The sequence below is a fragment of the Falsiroseomonas sp. genome, from assembly GCF_030695085.1.
In the GTDB taxonomy this organism is placed as follows: Bacteria; Pseudomonadota; Alphaproteobacteria; order Acetobacterales; family Acetobacteraceae; genus Falsiroseomonas.
The window spans coordinates 1-18,698 of record NZ_JAUYTS010000160.1; the positions used below are offsets into that span (position 1 = coordinate 1).

At 73.0% G+C, this 18,698-nt stretch carries 13 protein-coding genes and 1 pseudogene; 13 read left to right on the forward strand and 1 reads right to left on the reverse strand.

Annotated features, from left to right (window positions below; translation table 11 throughout):
* The 11 genes from Q8S40_RS17780 to Q8S40_RS17830 all read left to right on the forward strand — a co-directional run.
* The coding region (locus Q8S40_RS17780) for a hypothetical protein (RefSeq protein WP_305671431.1) at nt 1–484 on the forward strand (484 nt) is incomplete at its 5' end.
* Nucleotides 481–1,140 (forward strand): hypothetical protein, encoded by a 660-nt coding sequence (locus Q8S40_RS17785; protein WP_305671432.1) that lies wholly within the window; start codon nt 481–483, stop codon nt 1,138–1,140. The genes Q8S40_RS17780 and Q8S40_RS17785, both read left to right, overlap by 4 nt.
* Nucleotides 1,141–1,150: 10 nt before the next feature.
* Nucleotides 1,151–1,456, forward strand: a complete 306-nt coding sequence (locus tag Q8S40_RS17790; RefSeq protein WP_305671433.1) for a hypothetical protein — start codon at nt 1,151–1,153, stop codon at nt 1,454–1,456.
* On the forward strand, nt 1,453–2,613 hold the full coding sequence (locus tag Q8S40_RS17795) for a hypothetical protein (protein ID WP_305671434.1): 1,161 nt from the start codon (nt 1,453–1,455) through the stop codon (nt 2,611–2,613). Before Q8S40_RS17790 ends, Q8S40_RS17795 begins: the two co-directional genes overlap by 4 nt.
* A gap of 4 nt (nt 2,614–2,617) precedes the next feature.
* Complete coding sequence (locus Q8S40_RS17800; RefSeq protein ID WP_305671435.1) at nt 2,618–3,127, forward strand: phage baseplate assembly protein V; 510 nt, start codon at nt 2,618–2,620, stop codon at nt 3,125–3,127.
* Nucleotides 3,127–3,462, forward strand: coding sequence for a hypothetical protein (locus Q8S40_RS17805; protein ID WP_305671436.1), 336 nt, complete (start codon nt 3,127–3,129; stop codon nt 3,460–3,462). Before Q8S40_RS17800 ends, Q8S40_RS17805 begins: the two co-directional genes overlap by 1 nt.
* The gene (locus Q8S40_RS17810; RefSeq protein WP_305671437.1) at nt 3,459–3,818 is read left to right on the forward strand and encodes a GPW/gp25 family protein; all 360 of its coding nucleotides are present in this window, start codon (nt 3,459–3,461) and stop codon (nt 3,816–3,818) included. The genes Q8S40_RS17805 and Q8S40_RS17810 overlap by 4 nt, the downstream gene beginning before the upstream one ends.
* Nucleotides 3,818–6,313, forward strand: a complete 2,496-nt coding sequence (locus Q8S40_RS17815; protein ID WP_305671438.1) for a putative baseplate assembly protein — start codon at nt 3,818–3,820, stop codon at nt 6,311–6,313. The genes Q8S40_RS17810 and Q8S40_RS17815 overlap by 1 nt, the downstream gene beginning before the upstream one ends.
* The gene (locus Q8S40_RS17820) at nt 6,310–9,378 is read left to right on the forward strand and encodes a putative baseplate assembly protein (protein ID WP_305671439.1); all 3,069 of its coding nucleotides are present in this window, start codon (nt 6,310–6,312) and stop codon (nt 9,376–9,378) included. The genes Q8S40_RS17815 and Q8S40_RS17820 overlap by 4 nt, the downstream gene beginning before the upstream one ends.
* The gene (locus tag Q8S40_RS17825) at nt 9,371–11,635 is read left to right on the forward strand and encodes a hypothetical protein (RefSeq protein ID WP_305671440.1); all 2,265 of its coding nucleotides are present in this window, start codon (nt 9,371–9,373) and stop codon (nt 11,633–11,635) included. The genes Q8S40_RS17820 and Q8S40_RS17825 overlap by 8 nt, the downstream gene beginning before the upstream one ends.
* A gap of 10 nt (nt 11,636–11,645) precedes the next feature.
* On the forward strand, nt 11,646–15,338 hold the full coding sequence (locus Q8S40_RS17830) for a DUF6519 domain-containing protein (protein WP_305671441.1): 3,693 nt from the start codon (nt 11,646–11,648) through the stop codon (nt 15,336–15,338).
* Between the two features lie 136 nt (nt 15,339–15,474).
* On the opposite strand, the gene Q8S40_RS17835 is transcribed toward Q8S40_RS17830, so the two are convergent.
* Nucleotides 15,475–16,419 carry an MBL fold metallo-hydrolase gene (locus Q8S40_RS17835; RefSeq protein WP_305671442.1) on the reverse strand — a complete coding sequence of 315 codons (945 nt, stop codon included), beginning with the start codon at nt 16,417–16,419 and terminating at the stop codon, nt 15,475–15,477.
* Nucleotides 16,420–16,754: 335 nt separating this feature from the next.
* Here Q8S40_RS17835 and Q8S40_RS17840 point away from each other — a divergent pair, with 335 nt between their 5' ends.
* Both Q8S40_RS17840 and Q8S40_RS17845 read left to right on the forward strand, forming a co-directional pair.
* Nucleotides 16,755–18,167: a dihydrolipoyl dehydrogenase gene (locus tag Q8S40_RS17840; RefSeq protein ID WP_305671443.1), complete on the forward strand. Its 1,413-nt coding sequence runs from the start codon at nt 16,755–16,757 to the stop codon at nt 18,165–18,167.
* A 330-nt stretch (nt 18,168–18,497) separates the two neighbouring features.
* Nucleotides 18,498–18,698, forward strand: a pseudogene (locus tag Q8S40_RS17845) (hypothetical protein); the annotation flags it as partial.

Sequence of the window (18,698 nt, forward strand, 5' to 3'; positions counted from 1 at the left end):
GGCGGAGGTCGAGGCGCTGTTCACCGCGCTCGCCGGCGCGCTCGGCGCGGTGCAGGCGGGGCTCTACCACCCGCTGCACCGGCAGGCGGTGATGCTGCCCGCGGCGAACCGCCTGGCGGCGTCGCAGGGCATCGTCCCGCCACCGGACGCGAGCCTACCGGGTCCGACACCGGGCCTGCCGCCGGAGGCAGATGCGCTCGCCATGCCGGTCTCGCCCTTCGCCCTCGACCTCGCGCGGCTGCCCGAGGCGGTGTGGTGGCTGAACCTATGGACCGCGCCGCTGCTCGCGGCCCTGCCCGCGGGTGCCGTCGCCGCCGCCCCCTGGCATCGCCAGGCGCCGCTGGCCGCTGGCGTGCTGCTCGTTGCCGCCGCCGCGCCGCCGGGGCCGCGATACCCGGAAGGCTTCGCGGCGCTGCGCGCCGTCACCGACGCGCTCGGCCTTCACGCGCTGCACCGCGCCGCCGCCGGGGACCCCGCGTCATGACCAGCTTCCCCGGCTCGCCGAAGATCCTGAAGGGCGCCATCGTCGGCGTGGATGTCTTCAACCCCGTCGCCTCGGTGGCGGTATTCCAGTACAATCCCGCCGAGATCAGCCGCACCATCGAGCCGCAGTATTCCGAGGCCGGCGGCGGCCGCGCCGAGGTGCTGCGCCTGCAGGGCCCGCCGCGCGAGACGATCTCCGCCGAGATCACCCTCGACCTCGTTGACCAGATGGAGGCCGGCAAGGCCGGGCCGCTCGGCGGCGGCATCGCCGGCCACCTCGCGGCACTCGAGATGCTCGTCTACCCGAAGTCGCTGCTGGTCGCGGCGAACCAGATCCTGCTCGCCACCGGGACGATGGAAGTGATCCCGCCCGTCGCGCCGCTGACGCTGTTCATCTACGGCTGGAAGCGCGTCGTGCCGGTGAAGATCGGCACGATCTCCATCACCGAGACGGCGCACGATCCGGGCCTCAACCCGATCCGCGCCGAGGTCCGGCTCTCCATGACCGTGCTGACCTACAACGACCTGCCGCCGACCCATCCCGGCTACTGGACCTTCATGGCGCACCAGGTCGTCAAGGAAACCCTCGCCACCGTCGCCAGCGTGAACAGCATCGGCGCGGCGCTCGGCGAGGAGGTGGACCTGTTCAGCCTTTAGGGAGGCCGCGATGTTCGACGAGCGCAGCCGCTACGCCGGCCAGCCGACCCGGGAACGCAGCACGCAAGCCGGGCGGCGCGTGGTACATGTGCTGCCGCGCCTGGCGCCGCCGCCCGACGCCATCCAGCACGGCGCACGCCATCTGGTGACGGACAGCGACCGGCTGGACGGTCTCGCCTTCCGCCACCTCGGCACGCCGGAGGCCTGGTGGATGATCGCCGACGCCAACCGCGCGATGCACCCCGCGGAGGTGGTGGCGACCACCGGCGCCGAGATCGCCATCCCGCTGCCGGCCGTGCCGGGGGCGCGGCGGTGAGCCCGCTCGGCAACCTGCTCGGCGTGCGGATGAACCTGTTGGTCGGGCCGGATCCGGTCGCGCTGCCCGCCTCGCCGAACATGCTGGAGGCGTTCCAGGAGCTGGAGGTGGTGCATTCCGACCGCGGCCCTTCCGGCTTCCGCCTCGTCTTCCGCATAGGCCGCGCCGGACCGCTGGATGTCCTCGAGAACCTCCTCGTTGCCGATCCGCGGCTGGATCTCGACGCGCGGGTCATCGTCACCGTCCTCTTCGACATCCTGCCGCGCGTCATCCTGGACGGTATCGTGACCGAGCGGCATGTCCGGCCCGGTGGCGGCGCTGGCGACGGCACGCTGACGCTGATGGGCCGCGACCTGTCCTGGCAGATGGACAAGGAGGAACGGCGCGTCGGGCACCCGGCGATGGACGAGACGGCGATCGCCGCGCTGATCGCGCTGCGCTACCCCCAATACGGGCTGCTGCCGATGACCATCCCGCCGCGCGTGGTGGACCCGCCGATCCCGCTGGACCGCACGCCGCAGCAGAGCTGCAGCGACTGGGCCTACCTGAAGCTCATGGCGCGGCGGCACGGCTACGAGGTGCATGTGGATCCCGGCCCCGCGCCGGGGGCGAACACGCTCTATTTCGGCCCGCCGGTGATGCCCGGCGTGCCGCAGAAGGCGATCACGGTGAATGCCGGGGCCATGTCGGACGCGCACGACCTCGACGTGGTGCATTCCGGCGAGGAGCTGGCCACCGCCGAGGGTGCGGTGTTGGACCGCCTCACCGGCCAAGTCGTGCCCGTGATGGCGCCGATGCCCACGCGCACGCCGCTCGGCGCGGCGCCGGAAGCGGCGCGGCGCTTCGGCCGCACGCGCACGCTGCGGCCGGAGACGTCCGGGTTGAACGCCATGCAGGCGCAGGCGCGCGCCATGGCGCTGGTGGACGATAGCGCCGCGCAGCCGGTCCGCGTCACCGGCACGCTCGACACGGTGCGCTACAACGCGCCGCTGCGGGCGCGCGCGCTGGTGGATCTGCGCGGCGCCGGCCTTTCCTTCAACGGCACCTACAAGGTGGCGGAGGTGCGGCACCGCATCGCGCCCGGCAGCTACACGCAGGACTTCACCCTGACGCGGAGCGAGCGCCTGCCGGTCGCCCCGCTGGTGCGGGCGGTCTAGCGCCATGTCCGGGCACCCGGCCTTCTTCGGCAAGTACCGCGGCCTGGTGGAGAACCCGCTTGACCCGCAGGGGATGGGCCGCGTGCAGGTCAGCGTGCCGGATGTGCTGGGCGACGGGCGGCTCGCCTGGGCCATGCCCTGCGCGCCCTTCGCCGGCCCCGGCCTCGGCTTCTTCGCCATCCCCCCGCGCGGCGCCAAGATCTGGGTGGAGTTCGAGCGCGGCGACCCGGACTACCCGATCTGGTCCGGCGGCTTCTGGGGCCTCGGCGAGGCACCCGCTGCCCCCGGGCCGCAGCAGATGCTGACCCGCGTGCTGAAGGGCGACCACTTCACACTCGAGGTGCTGGACCTGCCGGGCGCGGCGAAGCTCAGCCTCTCCCTCACCCTGCCAACCGGCAGCGCGAGGATCGAGGCGGATGCCACCGGCATGACGGTCGCCTGGGGGCAGAGCACGGTAAAGCTGGCGCTGGACGGCGTCTCCATCAACGGCTCGAACCTGAAGGTACTGCCCTGATGCCGGCGCCGGTCCTCACCATGCAGGCGCGCGGGCAATGCCCGCATGGCGGCCCCGCCACGCTCATTCCTGGCGCGACGAAGGTGCTGGTGGAGAACGGGCTGGTGCTGGTGGCGGGTGATGCGGGGATCGTCGCCGGCTGCGCCTTCACCGTTCCCACCGGCAAGCCGCAGCCCTGCGTCAAGGCGCAGCTGACGCAGCCGGCGAGCAAGGTGCTGGTCGAGAACAAGCCCGTGCTGCTGCTGAACCCCGCGGATCTTGCGCTCTCGGCCGAGCAGATCCCGGGCGGGCCGGTGGTCTGGACCTCGGTGCAGGCGAAGGTGATTGCGGCATGACGAACTTCGGCTTCCCCTATCGCATCGGCCCCGATGGCCGCACCGCTTCGGCGACGCGCGAGGCGCATGTGCGCGGCCTGATCGAACAGGTCCTGTTCACCCGCCAGGGCGAGCGCGCGATGCGGCCGGATTTTGGCGCCGGGGTGCATGAGCTGGTCTTCGCCGAGAACGCGCCAGAGCTCGCCGCCGCCGTGCAGCACATGGTGCAGTCGGCGCTGCAGCGCTGGCTCTCGGACGCGATCGAGGTGAAGGAGGTGGCTGCGCGCGCCAATGCGGAGCGGCTGGAGGTGGCGGTACGGTACCGCGCGCTGGACGAGGCGCAGCCGCGGGTCGTCACGGTGACGAGGCAGGCCTGATGGAGTTGCACCAGCACTGCGGCACGGCGGCGCGGCGCCAGAAGGTGCGCGACAGCGGCGCCGTGGTCGGCGGCGTGAGGCTGAACGGCATGAACTACCTCGAGGTGCTGGACCGCGACGCGCCGTCCGAGTCGCTGCGCCAACGCCTGCTGGACGTCACCTTCCTGCTGCCCGACGGCCTCGCCGCGCTGAAGCGGGAGAATTTCCGCATCTCCGGCGGCAGCCGCATCACGGGCCTCGGCGTCACGGCGTTGGAGGACGGCCCCGGCGACCGCACGCTGCGCCTGACGGTGAGCGGGGCGGGTGACTTCTCGGCCTATGAGTTGTCGCTGCACGCCGATGCGGGGGCCGATGCGCCGCCCGCGCATATGGACCGGGCGCTGTCGCGCCTGTCCTTCCGGTTCAAGGCCGAATGCCAGAGTGAATTCGACTGCAAGGCAGGCAGCCCCACCGCCCCGCCGCCGCCCGCCGAGCCGGCGATCGACTACCTCGCCAAGGATTATGCGAGCTTCCGGCGCATGATGCTGGACCGCATGGCCGCTGCGATCCCCGGCTGGACGGAGCGCAGCCCCGCCGATCTCGGCGTCACGCTCGTCGAGGCGCTGGCCACCGCGGCGGACCGCGCCTCCTACTACCAGGACGCGGTGGCGACCGAGGCCTTCCTGCCGCTGGCGCGGCTGCGCGCCTCCGTGCTGCGGCATGCGCGGCTGCTCGGCTACGCGGCGGGCGAGGGAAGCAACGCCCGTACCGTGGTGCATCTCCGCGCCGCGGCGGACCGCACGCAGTCCAGCCCGCCGCTGCTGCCCGCCGGCACGCGGTTCCTCACGCGCCCCACCGGCCTGGCGGAGCCGCTTCCGGAGGCGGTGCCACCCGATCCCGGCCTGGTGGATCGTGCGGTCGCGGCCGGTGCGCTGGTCTTCGAGAGCATGGAGGACGTCACCAGCCTGCGCGTGGCGCGCAACGAGATCCGCCTGCACAGCTGGGGCGAATCCGCCTGCTGCCTGCCCGCCGGCGCGACGGTGGCGCATGCGGCCGGCACGCGGGCCGCGCTCGGCCTGGCCCGGGGCGACCTGCTGCTGCTGGAGGAGATGATTCCGGCCGGCGGCACCGCCGCAGACCCGCCGGACCCCGCGCACCGGCAGGTGGTGCGCCTGGACCGCGACCCGGTGGAGATGACGGACCATCTTGGCCCCACCGCCGTGCTGGAGCTGCACTGGGCGGCGGAAGATGCGCTGCGCTTCCCGCTGAACCTCGCCGGCGATGCCGGGCTGCCGGGCGCCGTGGCGCGGGGTAACCTGGTGCCGGCAGATCACGGCCGGAGCGTTGAGTTCGGCGCCCCGCTGCCGGAGGATGCGGAGATCGCGTCCGGCCGTAGCGGGCTGGTGCGGGATGCTGCGCCCGGCGCCGCCTTCCGGCCGCGCCTCGTCGCCGCTCCGGTGGTCCATGCGCCCCCGCACGACGCGGCCGCCGCGCGGGAGGAGCCGGCCGCGGCCCTGCTGGCGCCCGCCGCCGCCGCGGTGGCGCAGGTGACGCTGCGCGGCGGCGGCGAGACCTGGGCGGCGAGGCCGGACCTGCTCGCCTCCGATCGCTTCGCCCCCGACTTCAAGCTGGAGCCGCTGGAAGATGGCGGCGCGCGCATCCTGTTCGGCGACGGCACGCATGGCCGCCGCCCGGACCCCGGCGCCCGCTTCACGGCCCGCATCCGCATCGGCGGCGGCACCGCGGGCAATGTCGGCGCCGATGCGCTGCTGCACCTCGTCACCGGTGATCCCGGCCTGTTCGAGGCCGTGCGCAATCCGGTCCCGGCCCGCGGCGGCACCGCGGCGGAGAGCGAGGTCGCCATCAAGATCGCCGCGCCGCGCGGCTTCCGGCGGCAGCGCAGGGCGGTGACGGAGGCCGACTACGCCGCCGCGGCCGAGGCCTTCCCCGGCGTGCAGCGCGCCGCGGCGGAGCGGCGCTGGACCGGTTCCTGGCACACGGTCTTCCTCCACCTCGACCGGCTCGGCGGCCGCCCGGTGGACGCGCACTTCGAGGCCGCGCTGCGCCGGCACCTGGCCGCACAGCGCCTGGCCGGGCACGACCTGCAGATTGTCCCGCCCAGCTATGCCGCGCTCGACATCGAGCTGATCGTTTGCGCCTGCACGGGCCACGACACGGGGGCGGTGGCGCGCAGCCTTGCCGGTGAATTCTCCGCCGGCCACACGCCCGCCGGCCAGCCCGGCTTCTTTCACCCGGACAACTTCACCTTCGGCCAGCCCGTGCGGCTCTCCGCGATCATCGCCCGCGCCATGACGGTGCCGGGCGTGCTCTGGGCCGGCGTCGCGCTTGAGGGCGAGCCCCTGCCCGGCCGCTTCGAGCGCATGGACCAGCCCGGCATCGACCATGCGGCCTCCGGCCTCATCCCCGTGGGCGCGAAGGAGATCGCGCGGCTCGACAGTGATCAGAACGCGCCGGAGAACGGGCGCATCCGCTTCCGGATGCGGGGGGGACAATGAGCGGCACCGATCCCTGCGGCGCGGCGGAATTCGATCCCCGCCGCCCCGCCAACCGACCGGGCCTGGCGGAGATCGCCTACCGCATCGGCACGCATTCGGCCTTCCTTGCCCGCATGCTCCATCGCATCCCGCGGCAGGAGGTGGAGGATCCGTCGGGCGGGCCAATGGGTGGGCCAGGCCGGCACCCGCTGCGCGGCCTCTCGGCGCGCGACACCTCGGACCCGTCCATCGCGCTGATGGATGCCTGGGCCGCCGCGCTCGACGTGCTGAGCTTCTACTCCGAGCGCATCGCCAATGAGGGCTACCTGCCCACTGCGGGGGAGCGCCGCTCGATGGTCGAACTGGCGCGGAGCATCGGATACGAGTTCGCGCCCGGCGTCGCGGCCTCGGTCCATCTCGCCTTTACCGTGGAATCGGCCGACGACCCCTTCCGCGCCGTCGAGGTGCCGGCCGGCACCGGGGCGATGAGCGTGCCGCAGGCAAAGGGCGCACTGCCGCAGGGCTATGAGACGGTGGAGGCGATCACCGCGCGCGCCGAATGGAACGCCATCCCGGCACGGCGCGAGGAGCCGCAGCACCTCGCCATCTACCACGATCCCGCGGCGAAGGACCCACGCCACGGCGGGCTGTTTCTCTTCGACCTCGACAACTCCTTCGACATCGAGGCGGCGATCGCCGCCGACCAGCTTGACCCGGCCGATGTCGTCACCATCGCCGATGCCGCCTCGCTCGACCGCTACCACCCACTCGCCGCCGGGCTCGACCTCGTCGCGGCGCTCGCCGACCGGCAGGCGGATGCCGCGCTCAATCCGGAGATCGAGCCGGTGCTGAAGGCCGTGCCGGCCAGCGAGGTGCATCTGCGTGGCACCGGCACCGGCCTTGCGCCGGGCGACCGCCTGCTGGCCGTCGGCGCGCGGCGCGTGGCGGGGCAGCAGGTCGTCACCGCCGCCGCCTTCCGGGTCGAGGAGGCGGAGCCCGACCGCGCCTACGATTCCACGCGCCTGCTGCTGGCACCCTTCGGCCGGGCGGCGGCGCGGCGCCTGCGCCTGCCGCCGCTACGCATGGCGAAGCTCCGCATCGGCACGGTGCCTGCGGCGCCCGTCGCGTTCAGCGCCGCCTCGGTGGGCGAACAGCTGCGCCGCACTGCCTGGTCCGCCGCAGGCCTCGGCGCCTTCCTCGCCACCCAGTCCTGGCCGCGGCTGCAGCTGATGCGCCTGATCCGCCAGGTGCCGGAGCTGCTGGCGCCGCCGCTGGGCGAGGCGGTGCCCGGCTTCCACGCGCTGCGCCAGGTGGCCGGCTTCTTCGGCAACACCGCGCCGCGCTGGGAGACACTGGCCAGGCAGGGCGAGAACCGCGGCGGCAAGGAGGGGGATCCCTACCCCACGAGCTGGGACATGCCGGACGGCAAGCCGCCGCCGCGTAGCATCTGGACCGACAGCCAGGGCCAGCCGCTCACCGACGCCGACGCCTATCTGGAGCGCGAGGTGGCGGAGATCGCGCCCGGCCAATGGGCGCTGCTGGAGAGCCCGGCTGGCGGCGTGCTGCCGCTGCGCGTCGCTGCCGCGGCCGGCGCCTCGCTATCCGACTACGCGATCAGCGGCAAGGCGACGGCCCTCACCTTCCGCCGCGCCGATGGTGAGGATCTGGCGAGCAACGACAAGCCAGCCGCCTACACCTTCCGCACCGCCCGCGCACATGTCCTCAGCCAGCACCTGCCCGCCGCCGGCGCGCCGGTGCGGGATCCCTTCGGCGAGGACTCGAAGGACCTCGCCCTCGACACGCTCTATCTCGACCTCCGGCCCGGCCGCCCAGTCTCGGTTTCCGGTGAGCGCGCCGATGCGCCCGGCGTGTCGCAATCCGAGACTCTGGAGATTGCCGAGGTGCTGCATGTCGGCGGCGTCACGCGGCTGCTGCTGAAATCCGCTCCCGCCCTGGCTTACCGGCGCGACAGCCTGCGCGTGAACGCCAATGTCGCGCTCGCCACCCATGGCGACACCATGCAGGAGGCGCTGGGCTCGGGCGACGCCGCGCACCCCAACCAGGCCTTCCGCCTGTCGAAGACCCCGCTCACTTTCGTCTCCGCCGCCACGGAATCGGGCATTGCCACGACCCTGACGGTGCGTGTGGACGGCGTCGCCTGGCGCGAGCTTCCCTCCCTCCATGAGGCTGGGCCGGAGGACGAGGCCTACCAGGTCCGCATCGACGAGGATGGCACCACGCGCGTGGTCTTCGGCGACGGCGTGCATGGCCGGCGCCCGTCCACCGGCGCGCTGAACATCACCGCCACCTACCGCGCCGGCATCGGCCCGGAGGGCGAGGCGGCGGACAGGACGATCACGCAGCTCCGCACCCGCCCCTTGGGCATCCGGGCCGTGGTGAACCCCTCCGCCGCCGCCGGCTCCGCCGCGCCCCAATCGCTGCGGGATGTCCGGATCCGGGCGCCGCGCAGCGTTCGCACGCTCGGGCGCATCGTCTCGCTCACCGACCATGCCGACTTCGCGCTCACCTATGCCGGCATCGGCAAGGCCGCCGTCGCCGCACTATGGCTCGGCACCGCGCGCATCGCCCATCTCACCGTGGCGCCGGAGAAGGAGGGCGTCTTCGAGGAGGGCGCGACGACGCTCGCCAATCTGCGCGCGGCCGTGGCGCGGTTCCGCGACCCGACGCACGAGGCCGTGGTGGCGCCGCACGCGGCGCGGCTCTTTCGCCTCTCGGCCACGGTTCAGCACGAGCGGCGGCGTGTCGCGGCGGATGTGGAGTCCGCACTGCGCGCCGCGCTGGCCGAGCGCTTCGGCTACCTGGCCCGCAACCTGGCGCAGCCGGTCAGCGCGGCGGAGGTGATCGCCGCGATGCACGCCGTGCCCGGCGTGGCCGGCGTCACCCTCACTGGCCTTTCCCTCTATGAGGAGGGCGCGACGGCATCCGGCGCGGTCGCCGCCTTGCTGCGCGCCCGCCCGGCGCGGATGGAGCAGGATGCCGCGGGCCGCCCGCTAATCCTGCCGGCGGAGCTGCTCACCCTGCAGGATGCGGGCGTCGCCTTGACGCTGGAGGCCACCGATGCATGACCGCACGCCAGACCGCCTGTTCCGCCTGCTGCCCGGCCACCACCGCGCGCTCGACGCGGGGGCGGGCGCGCCGCTGCAGGCGCTGATGCGCCTGCTGGCAGGGGAGCTCGATATCGTCGAGGCCGATCTCGACCAGCTCTACGACAACTGGTTCATCGAGACCTGCGAGCCCTGGGCCATCCCCTATATCGGCGACCTGGTCGGCGCGCGCCGCCTGCGCCCCTTCGGCGAGGATGGCGGCGCGCCGCGCGCGCATGTCGCCAACACCCTCGCCTACCGCCAGGCCAAGGGCGCGGTGGCGGCGCTGGAGGCACTGACGCGCGACGCCACCGGCTGGCCCGCCTTGGCGGTGGAGTTCTTCGAGCGCCTGGCCTGGACGCAGAATCTGAACCACCTGCGCCCCGCCGCCCTCGGCACCGCCTCGCTGCGCGACGCGGAGGCCGCGCGGATGACCGGCAGCGCCTTCGGCCAGCACTGCCACGCCGCCGCGGCGGGGCTGCCTGCAAGCCCCGCCGGGCGCTTCAACATCCCCGTGCTGGGCCTGTTCGTCTGGCGCCTCCAGGCCCAGGCGATCGGCTTCGTCGCGGATGCGCCGGGTGGCTATCTCGGCGGGCCGGTGCCGCGCGCCTCGGCGATCGGCCCCGGCTTCCGGCGCTTCGACCCGCTCGGCGCCGACCGGCCGTTGTTCAACCGGCCGCGTGCCGACGTGGATCTCGCCGCGCGCGCCACCGCGCGCAACCTGCCGGTGCCGCTCGACCGCCGCCTGCTGCACCGCGACCTGGAGGCGCTGCGTGCCGGCCGCGCCGGTGGCGGCGACTGGTTCCGCGACCCGCCCGCGCTGCGCATCCGCCTGGACGGCGCGGAGGTGCCGCCCGCGAGGCTGCACGCGTGCAACCTCGAGGACCGCGACGATGGCGCCGGCGGCATCACCTGGCGTCGCCCCGCGGTTCAGGGCGAGGTCTTCCTGGATCCGGAGCTCGGCCGCCTGTCGCTGCATCCGGCTGACGAGACAAAGACCGTCGAGACCGCGCACGCCATCGGCTCGGCCTTCGACGCCGGCGCCGGGCCTCAGGACCGCCGCGCCTCCGTCGAGGCCTGGCGGGGCCTGTGCTTCGTGACGCTCGAGCCGCCGCCCTGGCGCATCGGCGTCTCCGGCCGCGCCGAGGAGGTGACGAACGACCCCGGCCAGGGCGGCCCCGTCGTGGGCAGCCTCGCCACCGCGATCGAGGCCTGGAACACCGCCGCCAGCACAGGTGCGCGCCGCGGCGTGATCGCGCTGCTGGACAGCGCGACCCATGCGGAGGACCTGACCACCGACGCACGCCTCATCAGCCTGCCCGACGGCGCGCGCCTCGCCCTCGTCGCCGCAGGCTGGCCGCTGGAGGAGATCCCCGGCGGCGCCAGGCGGCGGGTCGCCGCCGCGCTCTCGCCCGGGGCGCGCCGGCCGCACATCCGCTCGGCGCTGCGCGTGGCGGGCGCGGCGGGCTCCGTGCTGGTGCTCGACGGCCTGCTGGTCGAGGGCGGGCTGACGGTGGAGGACGGCGCGCTGGCCGCGCTGCAGCTGCGCCACTGCACCCTGGGCGCGGCGGCGGAGGGCCTGCCGGGCGGGGTGCGGGTGGCGGCCGGCAACGGCACGCTGCGGCTTGTCGCGGACCACACGATTCTCGGCCGGGCGGAGCTGGGCACCGCCTCGGGCGGGGTGGTGCTGCACGATTCCATCCTCGGCGAGGACCGCAGCGCCGATACCGCCCCGGACGCCGCGCCGCTGCTGCTGGATGCGCCGGATTGCGACCTCGACATCGCGCGCAGTACGCTGTTCGGCGCCGCCCGCGGCCGCACGCTTGAAGCGGAGAACAGCATCTTCCGCGGCCGCCTTGACATCGCACGCCGCCAGGAGGGCTGCGTGCGCTACTGCTTCGTCCCACCCGCCTCCGGCACGCCGGGCCGGTTCCGTTGCGTGCCAGACCTGACGCTGGCGGAAGAACGCGCCCGGCTGGGCCGCGATCTTGGCGCGGCGGAACGCGGGCTGGTCATCGCGCGGGTCACGCCGCAATTCGCTTCCTCCGCCTTCAACACGACGGGCTTCGGCAACCTCGCCCCCGCCTGCCCGAGGGAGGTGGCGGAGGGCGCGGAGGAGGGCGGGGCCATGGGCGCCGGCTTCCGCCACGGCGAGCCCGCGCGCCGCGCGAACCTGCGCGACGCGCTGGAAGAACACCTGCCCTTCGGCCTGCACGCCGGGGTGATCTTCGCAACATGAGGAGGGTCCGGTGACTGGTGACTTCACCCGCAACGGCTTCCGGCCGGACCGCCACTACACCACGCTGCGCCTGCAGCAGGGCCGCGTGCTGCTCGACGCCGACTGGAACGAGCAGGCAGACATCGCGCGCTGGCACGAACGGCAGGCGAATGCGGATCTTGCTGGTCCATCGGGTTTCCCCGAGGACGCCGCCGGCTTCGCCCTGGCGCCAATCCCGGGTGACCTGCTGATCGCCCCTGGCCGCGGCTACGTCGCCGGGCGGCTGCTGGTGAACCCCGGGCCCGCGCGCGTCGCGCTGCAGCCTGTCTCCGGCAGCGGCGCCGGCGCGCTCTGGCGTATCACGGGCGGCGCGCGGCTGCGTGCGCGACAGGCGATGCTGGTGCCCGGCACGGTGCAGCGCGTGACGGTGACGGAGCTGGGCGAGGACGCGGCAGGCCGCCAGCAGGCGAAGTTCTCCGCAGCCCTGCCCGCCGGCACGGCGGAACTGCTCGCCGAGGCCTCGGTCGCCTCGCAGCCGCACCTCGCCCCGGCGCCGCTGCCCGCCGCCGCCGGCAGCTACCTCGCCTATCTCGAGGTCTGGGAACGCCCGGTTGGCACGCTGGAGGACCCGGCGATCCGCGAGGAGGCGCTGGGCGGCCCCGACACCGCGGCGCGGGAGCAGATGATCTGGCAGGTGAAGCTGCGCGCCACCGCCGACATCCCGGGCAGCGCGGGCCCGCTGCCCGCGGCGCCTGCCTGCTCCGACATCGCCGATGACTGGATGCCGGAGGCCGCGCCAAAGGCACGCCTCGTCGCGATCGCCGAGGCTGGGCCAGGGGAGGAAGGCCCCTGCGCCCTGCCGGCTGCCGGCGGCTACCGCAGCCTGGAGAACCACCTCTATCGCGTCGAGATCCATCATGGCGGCATGGTTGGGGGCGGCACGCCGCGGCTGAAATGGTCGCGCGACAACGCGATGCACCGCGCCCGCCTCACCGGGCTCGACAATGGCGTGCTGCTGGTGGACAGCCCCGGCCACGACGCCGCCACTGCCTTTCGCACCGGCGACTGGCTGGAGGTGCTGGACGAGGCGCGGGTGCTGGCCGGTGCGCCCGGTTTCTTCGTCCAGATCGCCGAGGTGAACGGCAACCGCCTGGCGGTGGCGAAGCTGCTCGACCCGGCCTCGCTGACGGAACTGACGAAGAACGGCCAGCCCGACACAGACCTGCTGGCCGGCAGCACGGAGCTGCGCCGCTGGGAAGGCGGCAGGCCCATGGACATCGCGGCCGATGCGCCGGTGAAGCTCGAGAACGGCGTGGCCGTGCGCATCTCCGCCGGCGCGCTGCGGAGCGGGGACCACTGGACCATTCCCGCCCGCAGCATCACGGCCGACCTCATCTGGCCGAGGGACCCGGCCTCCGGCGCGCCGCTTTCCGTGCCGCCCGAGGGCGTCGCGCGGCATTTCTGCAAGCTCGCCATCCTCGCCCATGACGGCGCCGGCAACTGGAGCGTGCTCGACGATTGCCGCCCGCTCTTCCCGCCGCTCACCGGCCTGGCCGCCCTCTCCTATCTCGGTGGCGACGCGCAGGAGGCGGTGCCGGATCCCGCCGCGCCTGCGGCGCTGCTGCCCCTCGCGCATCCGCTCGCGGCCGGCGTGGCGCGCGGCGGCACGCCGGTGGAGGGGGCGCGGGTGCGCTTCCGGATCCTCTCCGGCAACGGGCGCTTCGACGACGGCAGCGTGGACCGGGTGGTCGAGACGCTGGCCGATGGCCGCGCCGAGACAGGCTGGACGCCCGGCAGCACGACGCTGCACCAGCGCGTGGAGGCGCGGCTGCTGGACGGTGCCGATCCGGCGCACCTGGCGGTCACCTTCTCCGCCCGCCTGTCCCGCGCCGCGGAAGTTGCCTTCGACCCTGCCAACTGCCCACCCCTGGCCGGCGACCGCACCGTGCAGAAGGCGATCGAGCGGCTCTGCCAGCGCCAGTCCGCCGGCTGCGCCACCTACGTGCTCTCGCCGGATTCGGACTGGCGCGCGGTGCTCGCCGGCCTCAAGCCCGGCGAGGACGCGCACATCTGCTTCCGCGCCGGCGAGTACAAGGCGGACCGCATGGTCGTGCTGAAGGGCCTTGGCCACATCATCCTCTCGGGCGCGGGCGAGGGCTCGCGCCTGCTCGCGGAGGGGGAATGCGCGCTGCATGTCCTGGACTGCGCCAGCCTGCACGTGCACGGGCTCGCCTTCCTCGCGCCCCGGCCCGGCGAGCGCGACGCGCCCGAGGCGGACCTGAACGGCGCGCTCACCGTGACGCGCGTCGCGCAGGTGGAGGTTGCGGACTGCACCTTGCTGACAGCCGCCGCCACATCGCGCGCCCGCGCCGCGCTGCGCATCCGGCAGACGGAGCGCGGCCGCGCAGATGGCCAGACGCGCCGCGTGCTGGTGCGCGACAACCGCGTGCTGATCGGCGAAAACCAGATCGGGATCCTGGTGGACGATGCCGCCATCGCCATCGTCGAGGACAACGAGATCGCCGCCTTCGGCGAGGTGGGCGAGGAGGCGGCCGAGCGGCCGGAGGTGAAGAAGGCCCTCGCCCAGCGCCTGATGCGCGCGCCCGTCACCGGCCTGCCCGACCCCGAGGCACCGTCAGAGCGCCGCCTCGATGCCGGCCGCTTCGTCGCGCGCTTCACCTCCGCCGTCTCGGAGGAGGATTGGAAGCGCGCCATGCGCGCCACGCGGCCGGAGGCGGATGAGCTGGTCGACGAGGCCGGCTTCGCCCGCTACCTCCGCCGCCTCGGCGCCGCGATGGCGGAGGATGCCGGCGGCGATGCGCGCCGCCTGCCGAGCCTCGACCGTGCCGTCGCCACGCTGCGCCTCGGCACCGCCGGCAACGCAACCCGCGAGGCGATCGGACGGCTGGTGCTGCCGGAGGACGAGATCAAGGTTGCGCCGCTGACGGCGGCTGAGCTGGGCCGCGACGTGGTGCTCACCGTCGGCCCGCACCGCGTCGCCTTCGATTCCGTGCTCACCGAGGCGGAGTGGCGCGGGATCCTCGCCCTCGCGGGCAGCGCCGGCCTGCGCTCCGACGAGGAGTTGCGCGAGCTGGTGGAACGAACCGCGGAGCGTCTGGTGGAGGATCGCGCCTTCCGCGAGCGCAGCCCGGCCGCGCGTGACTTCCACGCCCGCGCCACACGCCGACGCGAGGCCTCAGCCGGGCATGGCATCGTCTGCGCCGGATCGCGGCTGGACGAGGTCCGGGTGCGTGGCAACAGCCTGGACGGGGTGGCGGAGGGCATCCGCATCGCGGTCAGCCATTCTGCCGCGCGCGGCGACCCGCCCGACATCGTTGGCTCCCTCGACGTCAGCGGCAACCGGATCGCGCTGCGCCTGCCGCCCGACCGGATGCATGGCCAACAGGCCGTACAGATCGGCAACGCCCGCCGCGCGGTGATCAGCCGCAACGAGGTGACCTATCCGGAGGCGGAGCGGGGCCAGGTCTACGTGGTGGGCATCGACATGATCGGTGTCTACGGACCCTTTGTCCTGGTCGCCGAGAACATCGTGGAGGTAACGCCCGGCACCATGCGCTGCGCCATCCGCGTGCAGCCCGTTGGCAGCGACCCGGCCAGGGCGAGCGTACTCTGGCGCGCGGTGGGCAACCTCGCCATCGGCTTCTCCGATAACGCCTTCCAGTTCCACCGCGCCTTCCGCGAGACCGAGAACCTTATGCTCTGACGGGGCGTTACCTTGCAGCAGGCGAAAATCGTTCGCGAGGGCGGGATCGTATGGTTCGCGATCGCCGCGCCGGCGTTGCGGACAGCCTGGCGGCGAAGGCAGGATACGCTGGCTTGCGCAGCCCGGGCCGGCTGCCTCATCGCGGCTCGAACTTCCCGACGGGGATCTTGAGGTAGCTGTGGCCATCGGCCTCGGGCGCGGGCAGGCGCCCACCGCGGATATTGACCTGCAGCGCCGCCAGCATCCGGCCGGGCAAGGGCAGCGTCGCATCCCGCGCGGTCCGCGCGGCGATGAACTCCGCCTTGCCGATGCCGTCCTTCACATGCCGGTTCCGCAGGCGATGCTCCGCGACGGTCGCCATGTATTCGGGCGCGGCGCCCGCAGCCGGGTAATCGTGGCCGACATAGAGACGGGTCTCGCGCGGGAGGTCCAGGATGTCGCGCACTGAGTTCCACAGATCCTCGGCGCTGCCGCCCGGGAAATCGGCGCGGCTCGTGCCGCTCTCGGGCATCATCAGCGTATCGTGGACGAAGGCCGCATCGGCCGCGACATAGGTGACCGACGCCAGCGTATGGCCCGGCGAGAACATCACGCGCACCGGGATTTCGCCCACCATGAAGGTGTCGCCCTCGGTGAAAAGCCTGTCCCATTGCGACCCGTCGGTCGGGACATCGCTACCAAGGTTGTACAGATCCCGCCAGAGCTTCTGGACCTGGGTCACCCTGTGACCGATGGCGGTGGGCGCTCCGAGCTTCTCCGAGAGGTATCGCGCCGCAGTGAAATGGTCGGCATGCGGGTGGGTGTCGAGCACCCAGGCCACATCGAGCTTCTCCGACCGGACATGTTCCAGGATCTCGTCGGCGCTCTCGGTCGTGACCGCGGCGGCCTCGGGGTAGAAGTTCCAGACCGGATCGACAATCGCGGCCTTTTTCGTGGCCGGGCAGTGGAAGACATATTGCAGGCTTCCGGTCGGCCTGTCGAAGAATGCCCTAATGATCGGGGACATGGTTTCCTCCTGTTTCCTGGCCACTCGAACCGCCATCGCCACGCTCTCAGGACTGATCGTTGCCGCAACGGACATGCTGGCGCCGCCCCGCTGGCAAAGCCTGCGGATCAAACACCGTCAGTCAACCGGGGCCGGCTTCACTTTCCTTGATGCGCGGGACGCGGGCGGGATGGCGCATGGCGGTTTCAAGGATCCTCGCCCCGCAAAAGCAGATATGACGTAGGTGAGGCAGCCGAACCAGGAGGAATAGCCGTGGCGCAAACTCTGAACCCTGCCCTGCCGGTTGCAGTTTCGGCCCGGCGCGACGCGAAGTTCCAAGGTCATCTGGACCGGCGCGAATACGCGGCTGATTGGGATGCACGGGTCCTTCACCGACCAAGCCACCAGGACCAAGGCGGGGGAGTGAGCCAATGAAGGTTGATACCGTCATCGTGGGTGCCGGCACCGCCGGGCTGTCGGCGCTGCGCGAGGTGCGCCGCTACACGGAGGATTTCCTGCTGGTCAATGACGGGCATTGGGGCACGACCTGCGCAGCCGTGGGCTGCATGCCGTCGAAGGCGCTGATCGAGGCGGCGAACGCCCTGCATCGCCGCCACGCCTTCGCGGCCTTCGGCATCCGCGGCGCGGATTCGCTGCATGCCGATATCCCGGCGGTGCTGCAGCGCGTGCGCCGAATGCGCGATGGCTTTGTGAAGGGCCCGCAGAGCGTGCCGGGCAAGCTGGGCAGGCGCGCGCTTGCGGGTCGCGCGCGGTTGCTCGGACCCGGAAGGCTGGCGGTGGGCGGCAAGGAGATCGCGGCGCGCGCCATCATCCTCGCCCCTGGCAGCCACCCGGTCGTGCCTGGCCCCTGGCGCGCCTTCGGCGACCGCCTGCTGACCACGGACAGCCTGTTCGAACAGGCCGACCTGCCGCGTCGCATCGCCGTGATCGGCATGGGTGCCATCGGTGTCGAGATCGCGCAGGCGCTGGCGCGGCTGGGGCTCGAGGTGGCTGGCTTCGACGGGGCCGAGGGGCTGGCCGGGATAGATGACCCGCAGGTGCTCGCCGCCTTCCGGCCGCTGATCGAGGCAGAGATCGCGCTGCATCTCGGCGCACCTGCCAAGTTGGAGGAGGCCGACGGCGCCATCCGCGTGACCGGTGCGGGCGGCAGCTTCGAGGCCGATGCCGTGCTGGCCGCGATCGGGCGGCGGCCCAACATCGACGGTCTGGGTCTCGACACCCTCGGCGTGCCGCTCAATGAGGCCGGGCTGCCCGAGATTGATCCGGCCACGCTGCGCATCGGTGACCTGTCGGTGTTCCTCGTGGGCGATGCGAATGGCCACCGCGCGCTGCTGCACGAGGCCGCCGACGAGGGTCACATCGCCGGACGGATGGCCGCGCCGGATGCCGCGGGCGACGGGCTGTGCCGCCGCACGGCGCTCTCCATTGTCTTCTCCTCCCCGCAGGTGGCGCGGGTGGGGCCGGCGCTGTCGGCCCTTGGTGGTCACGGCATCGTATCGGGCAGCGCGGATTTCTCGCGGCAGGCGCGCGCCCGGATGGCGGAAAGCGCGGCAGGCCTCATGCGGGTCCATGCGGATCGCGAGACGGGTCGCCTCCTGGCGGCCGAGATGGCGGTGCCGGCCGCGGAACATCTGGCGCATCTGCTCGCCCTGGCCGTGGAGCGGCGGATGACCGTGGACGATGTGCTCGCCATGCCGTTCTACCATCCGGTGCTTGAGGAGGGTCTGCGCGGCGCCCTCCGCGAACTCGCCCGGGCGCTTCCAAACCGGGGCGGGTCGGATCTCTCGCGCTGCGAGGCGACCGGGTATGATGCACTCGACTGAATGGCGCCCAACCCCCGCGATCCGGATCCTCGGTTGGGCATCTGGGCATTCCAGCGCAATGGCGTGAACCCGGCGGTGCGGAATTTCCCGGCGGCCTACTCGTCGCCTTCCAGCAATTCCGCAGGCGCTGGAGGTTTCGCGCGCCCAATGGCCGCAGCCCACAGGTCGCTGTTGGTGGCGACGTCGCCAGGACCAGGGCGCTTGTCCTACGTGCATGAACCCTGGCGGGACAAGGTCCGGCGCTGCTGCCGGACGCGAGGGTCGGGCGGGAGGGTTGTCGAAGCCCGCGCCAGTCGATATCCATGCCGTAAGATAGCGAGGGGGTCCGCGATGTCCTTGATCCGCGCCTGCCGCCAGGCCGTGACGCTGCTTCTCGGACTTATCGCCCTGGCCACCGTCAGCCCGGCGCAGGCGCAGGCCACCCCGCCACTCATCGCGGGCGCCGCCGATCTGCAATTCGCCATCGCCGAGATCGCCGCCACCTTCCGCGCCGATACCGGGCAGGAGGTGCGGCTTGCCATGGGCTCCTCC

Coding starts and splice junctions, on each gene's coding strand:
- Q8S40_RS17785 (WP_305671432.1), top strand. CDS start 481: ATGACCAGCTTCCCCGGCTCGCCGAAGATCCTGAAGGGCGCCATCGTC.
- Q8S40_RS17790 (WP_305671433.1), top strand. CDS start 1,151: ATGTTCGACGAGCGCAGCCGCTACGCCGGCCAGCCGACCCGGGAACGC.
- Q8S40_RS17800 (WP_305671435.1), top strand. CDS start 2,618: ATGTCCGGGCACCCGGCCTTCTTCGGCAAGTACCGCGGCCTGGTGGAG.
- Q8S40_RS17805 (WP_305671436.1), top strand. CDS start 3,127: ATGCCGGCGCCGGTCCTCACCATGCAGGCGCGCGGGCAATGCCCGCAT.
- Q8S40_RS17810 (WP_305671437.1), top strand. CDS start 3,459: ATGACGAACTTCGGCTTCCCCTATCGCATCGGCCCCGATGGCCGCACC.
- Q8S40_RS17815 (WP_305671438.1), top strand. CDS start 3,818: ATGGAGTTGCACCAGCACTGCGGCACGGCGGCGCGGCGCCAGAAGGTG.
- Q8S40_RS17820 (WP_305671439.1), top strand. CDS start 6,310: ATGAGCGGCACCGATCCCTGCGGCGCGGCGGAATTCGATCCCCGCCGC.
- Q8S40_RS17825 (WP_305671440.1), top strand. CDS start 9,371: ATGCATGACCGCACGCCAGACCGCCTGTTCCGCCTGCTGCCCGGCCAC.
- Q8S40_RS17835 (WP_305671442.1), bottom strand. CDS start 16,419: ATGTCCGTTGCGGCAACGATCAGTCCTGAGAGCGTGGCGATGGCGGTT.
- Q8S40_RS17840 (WP_305671443.1), top strand. CDS start 16,755: ATGAAGGTTGATACCGTCATCGTGGGTGCCGGCACCGCCGGGCTGTCG.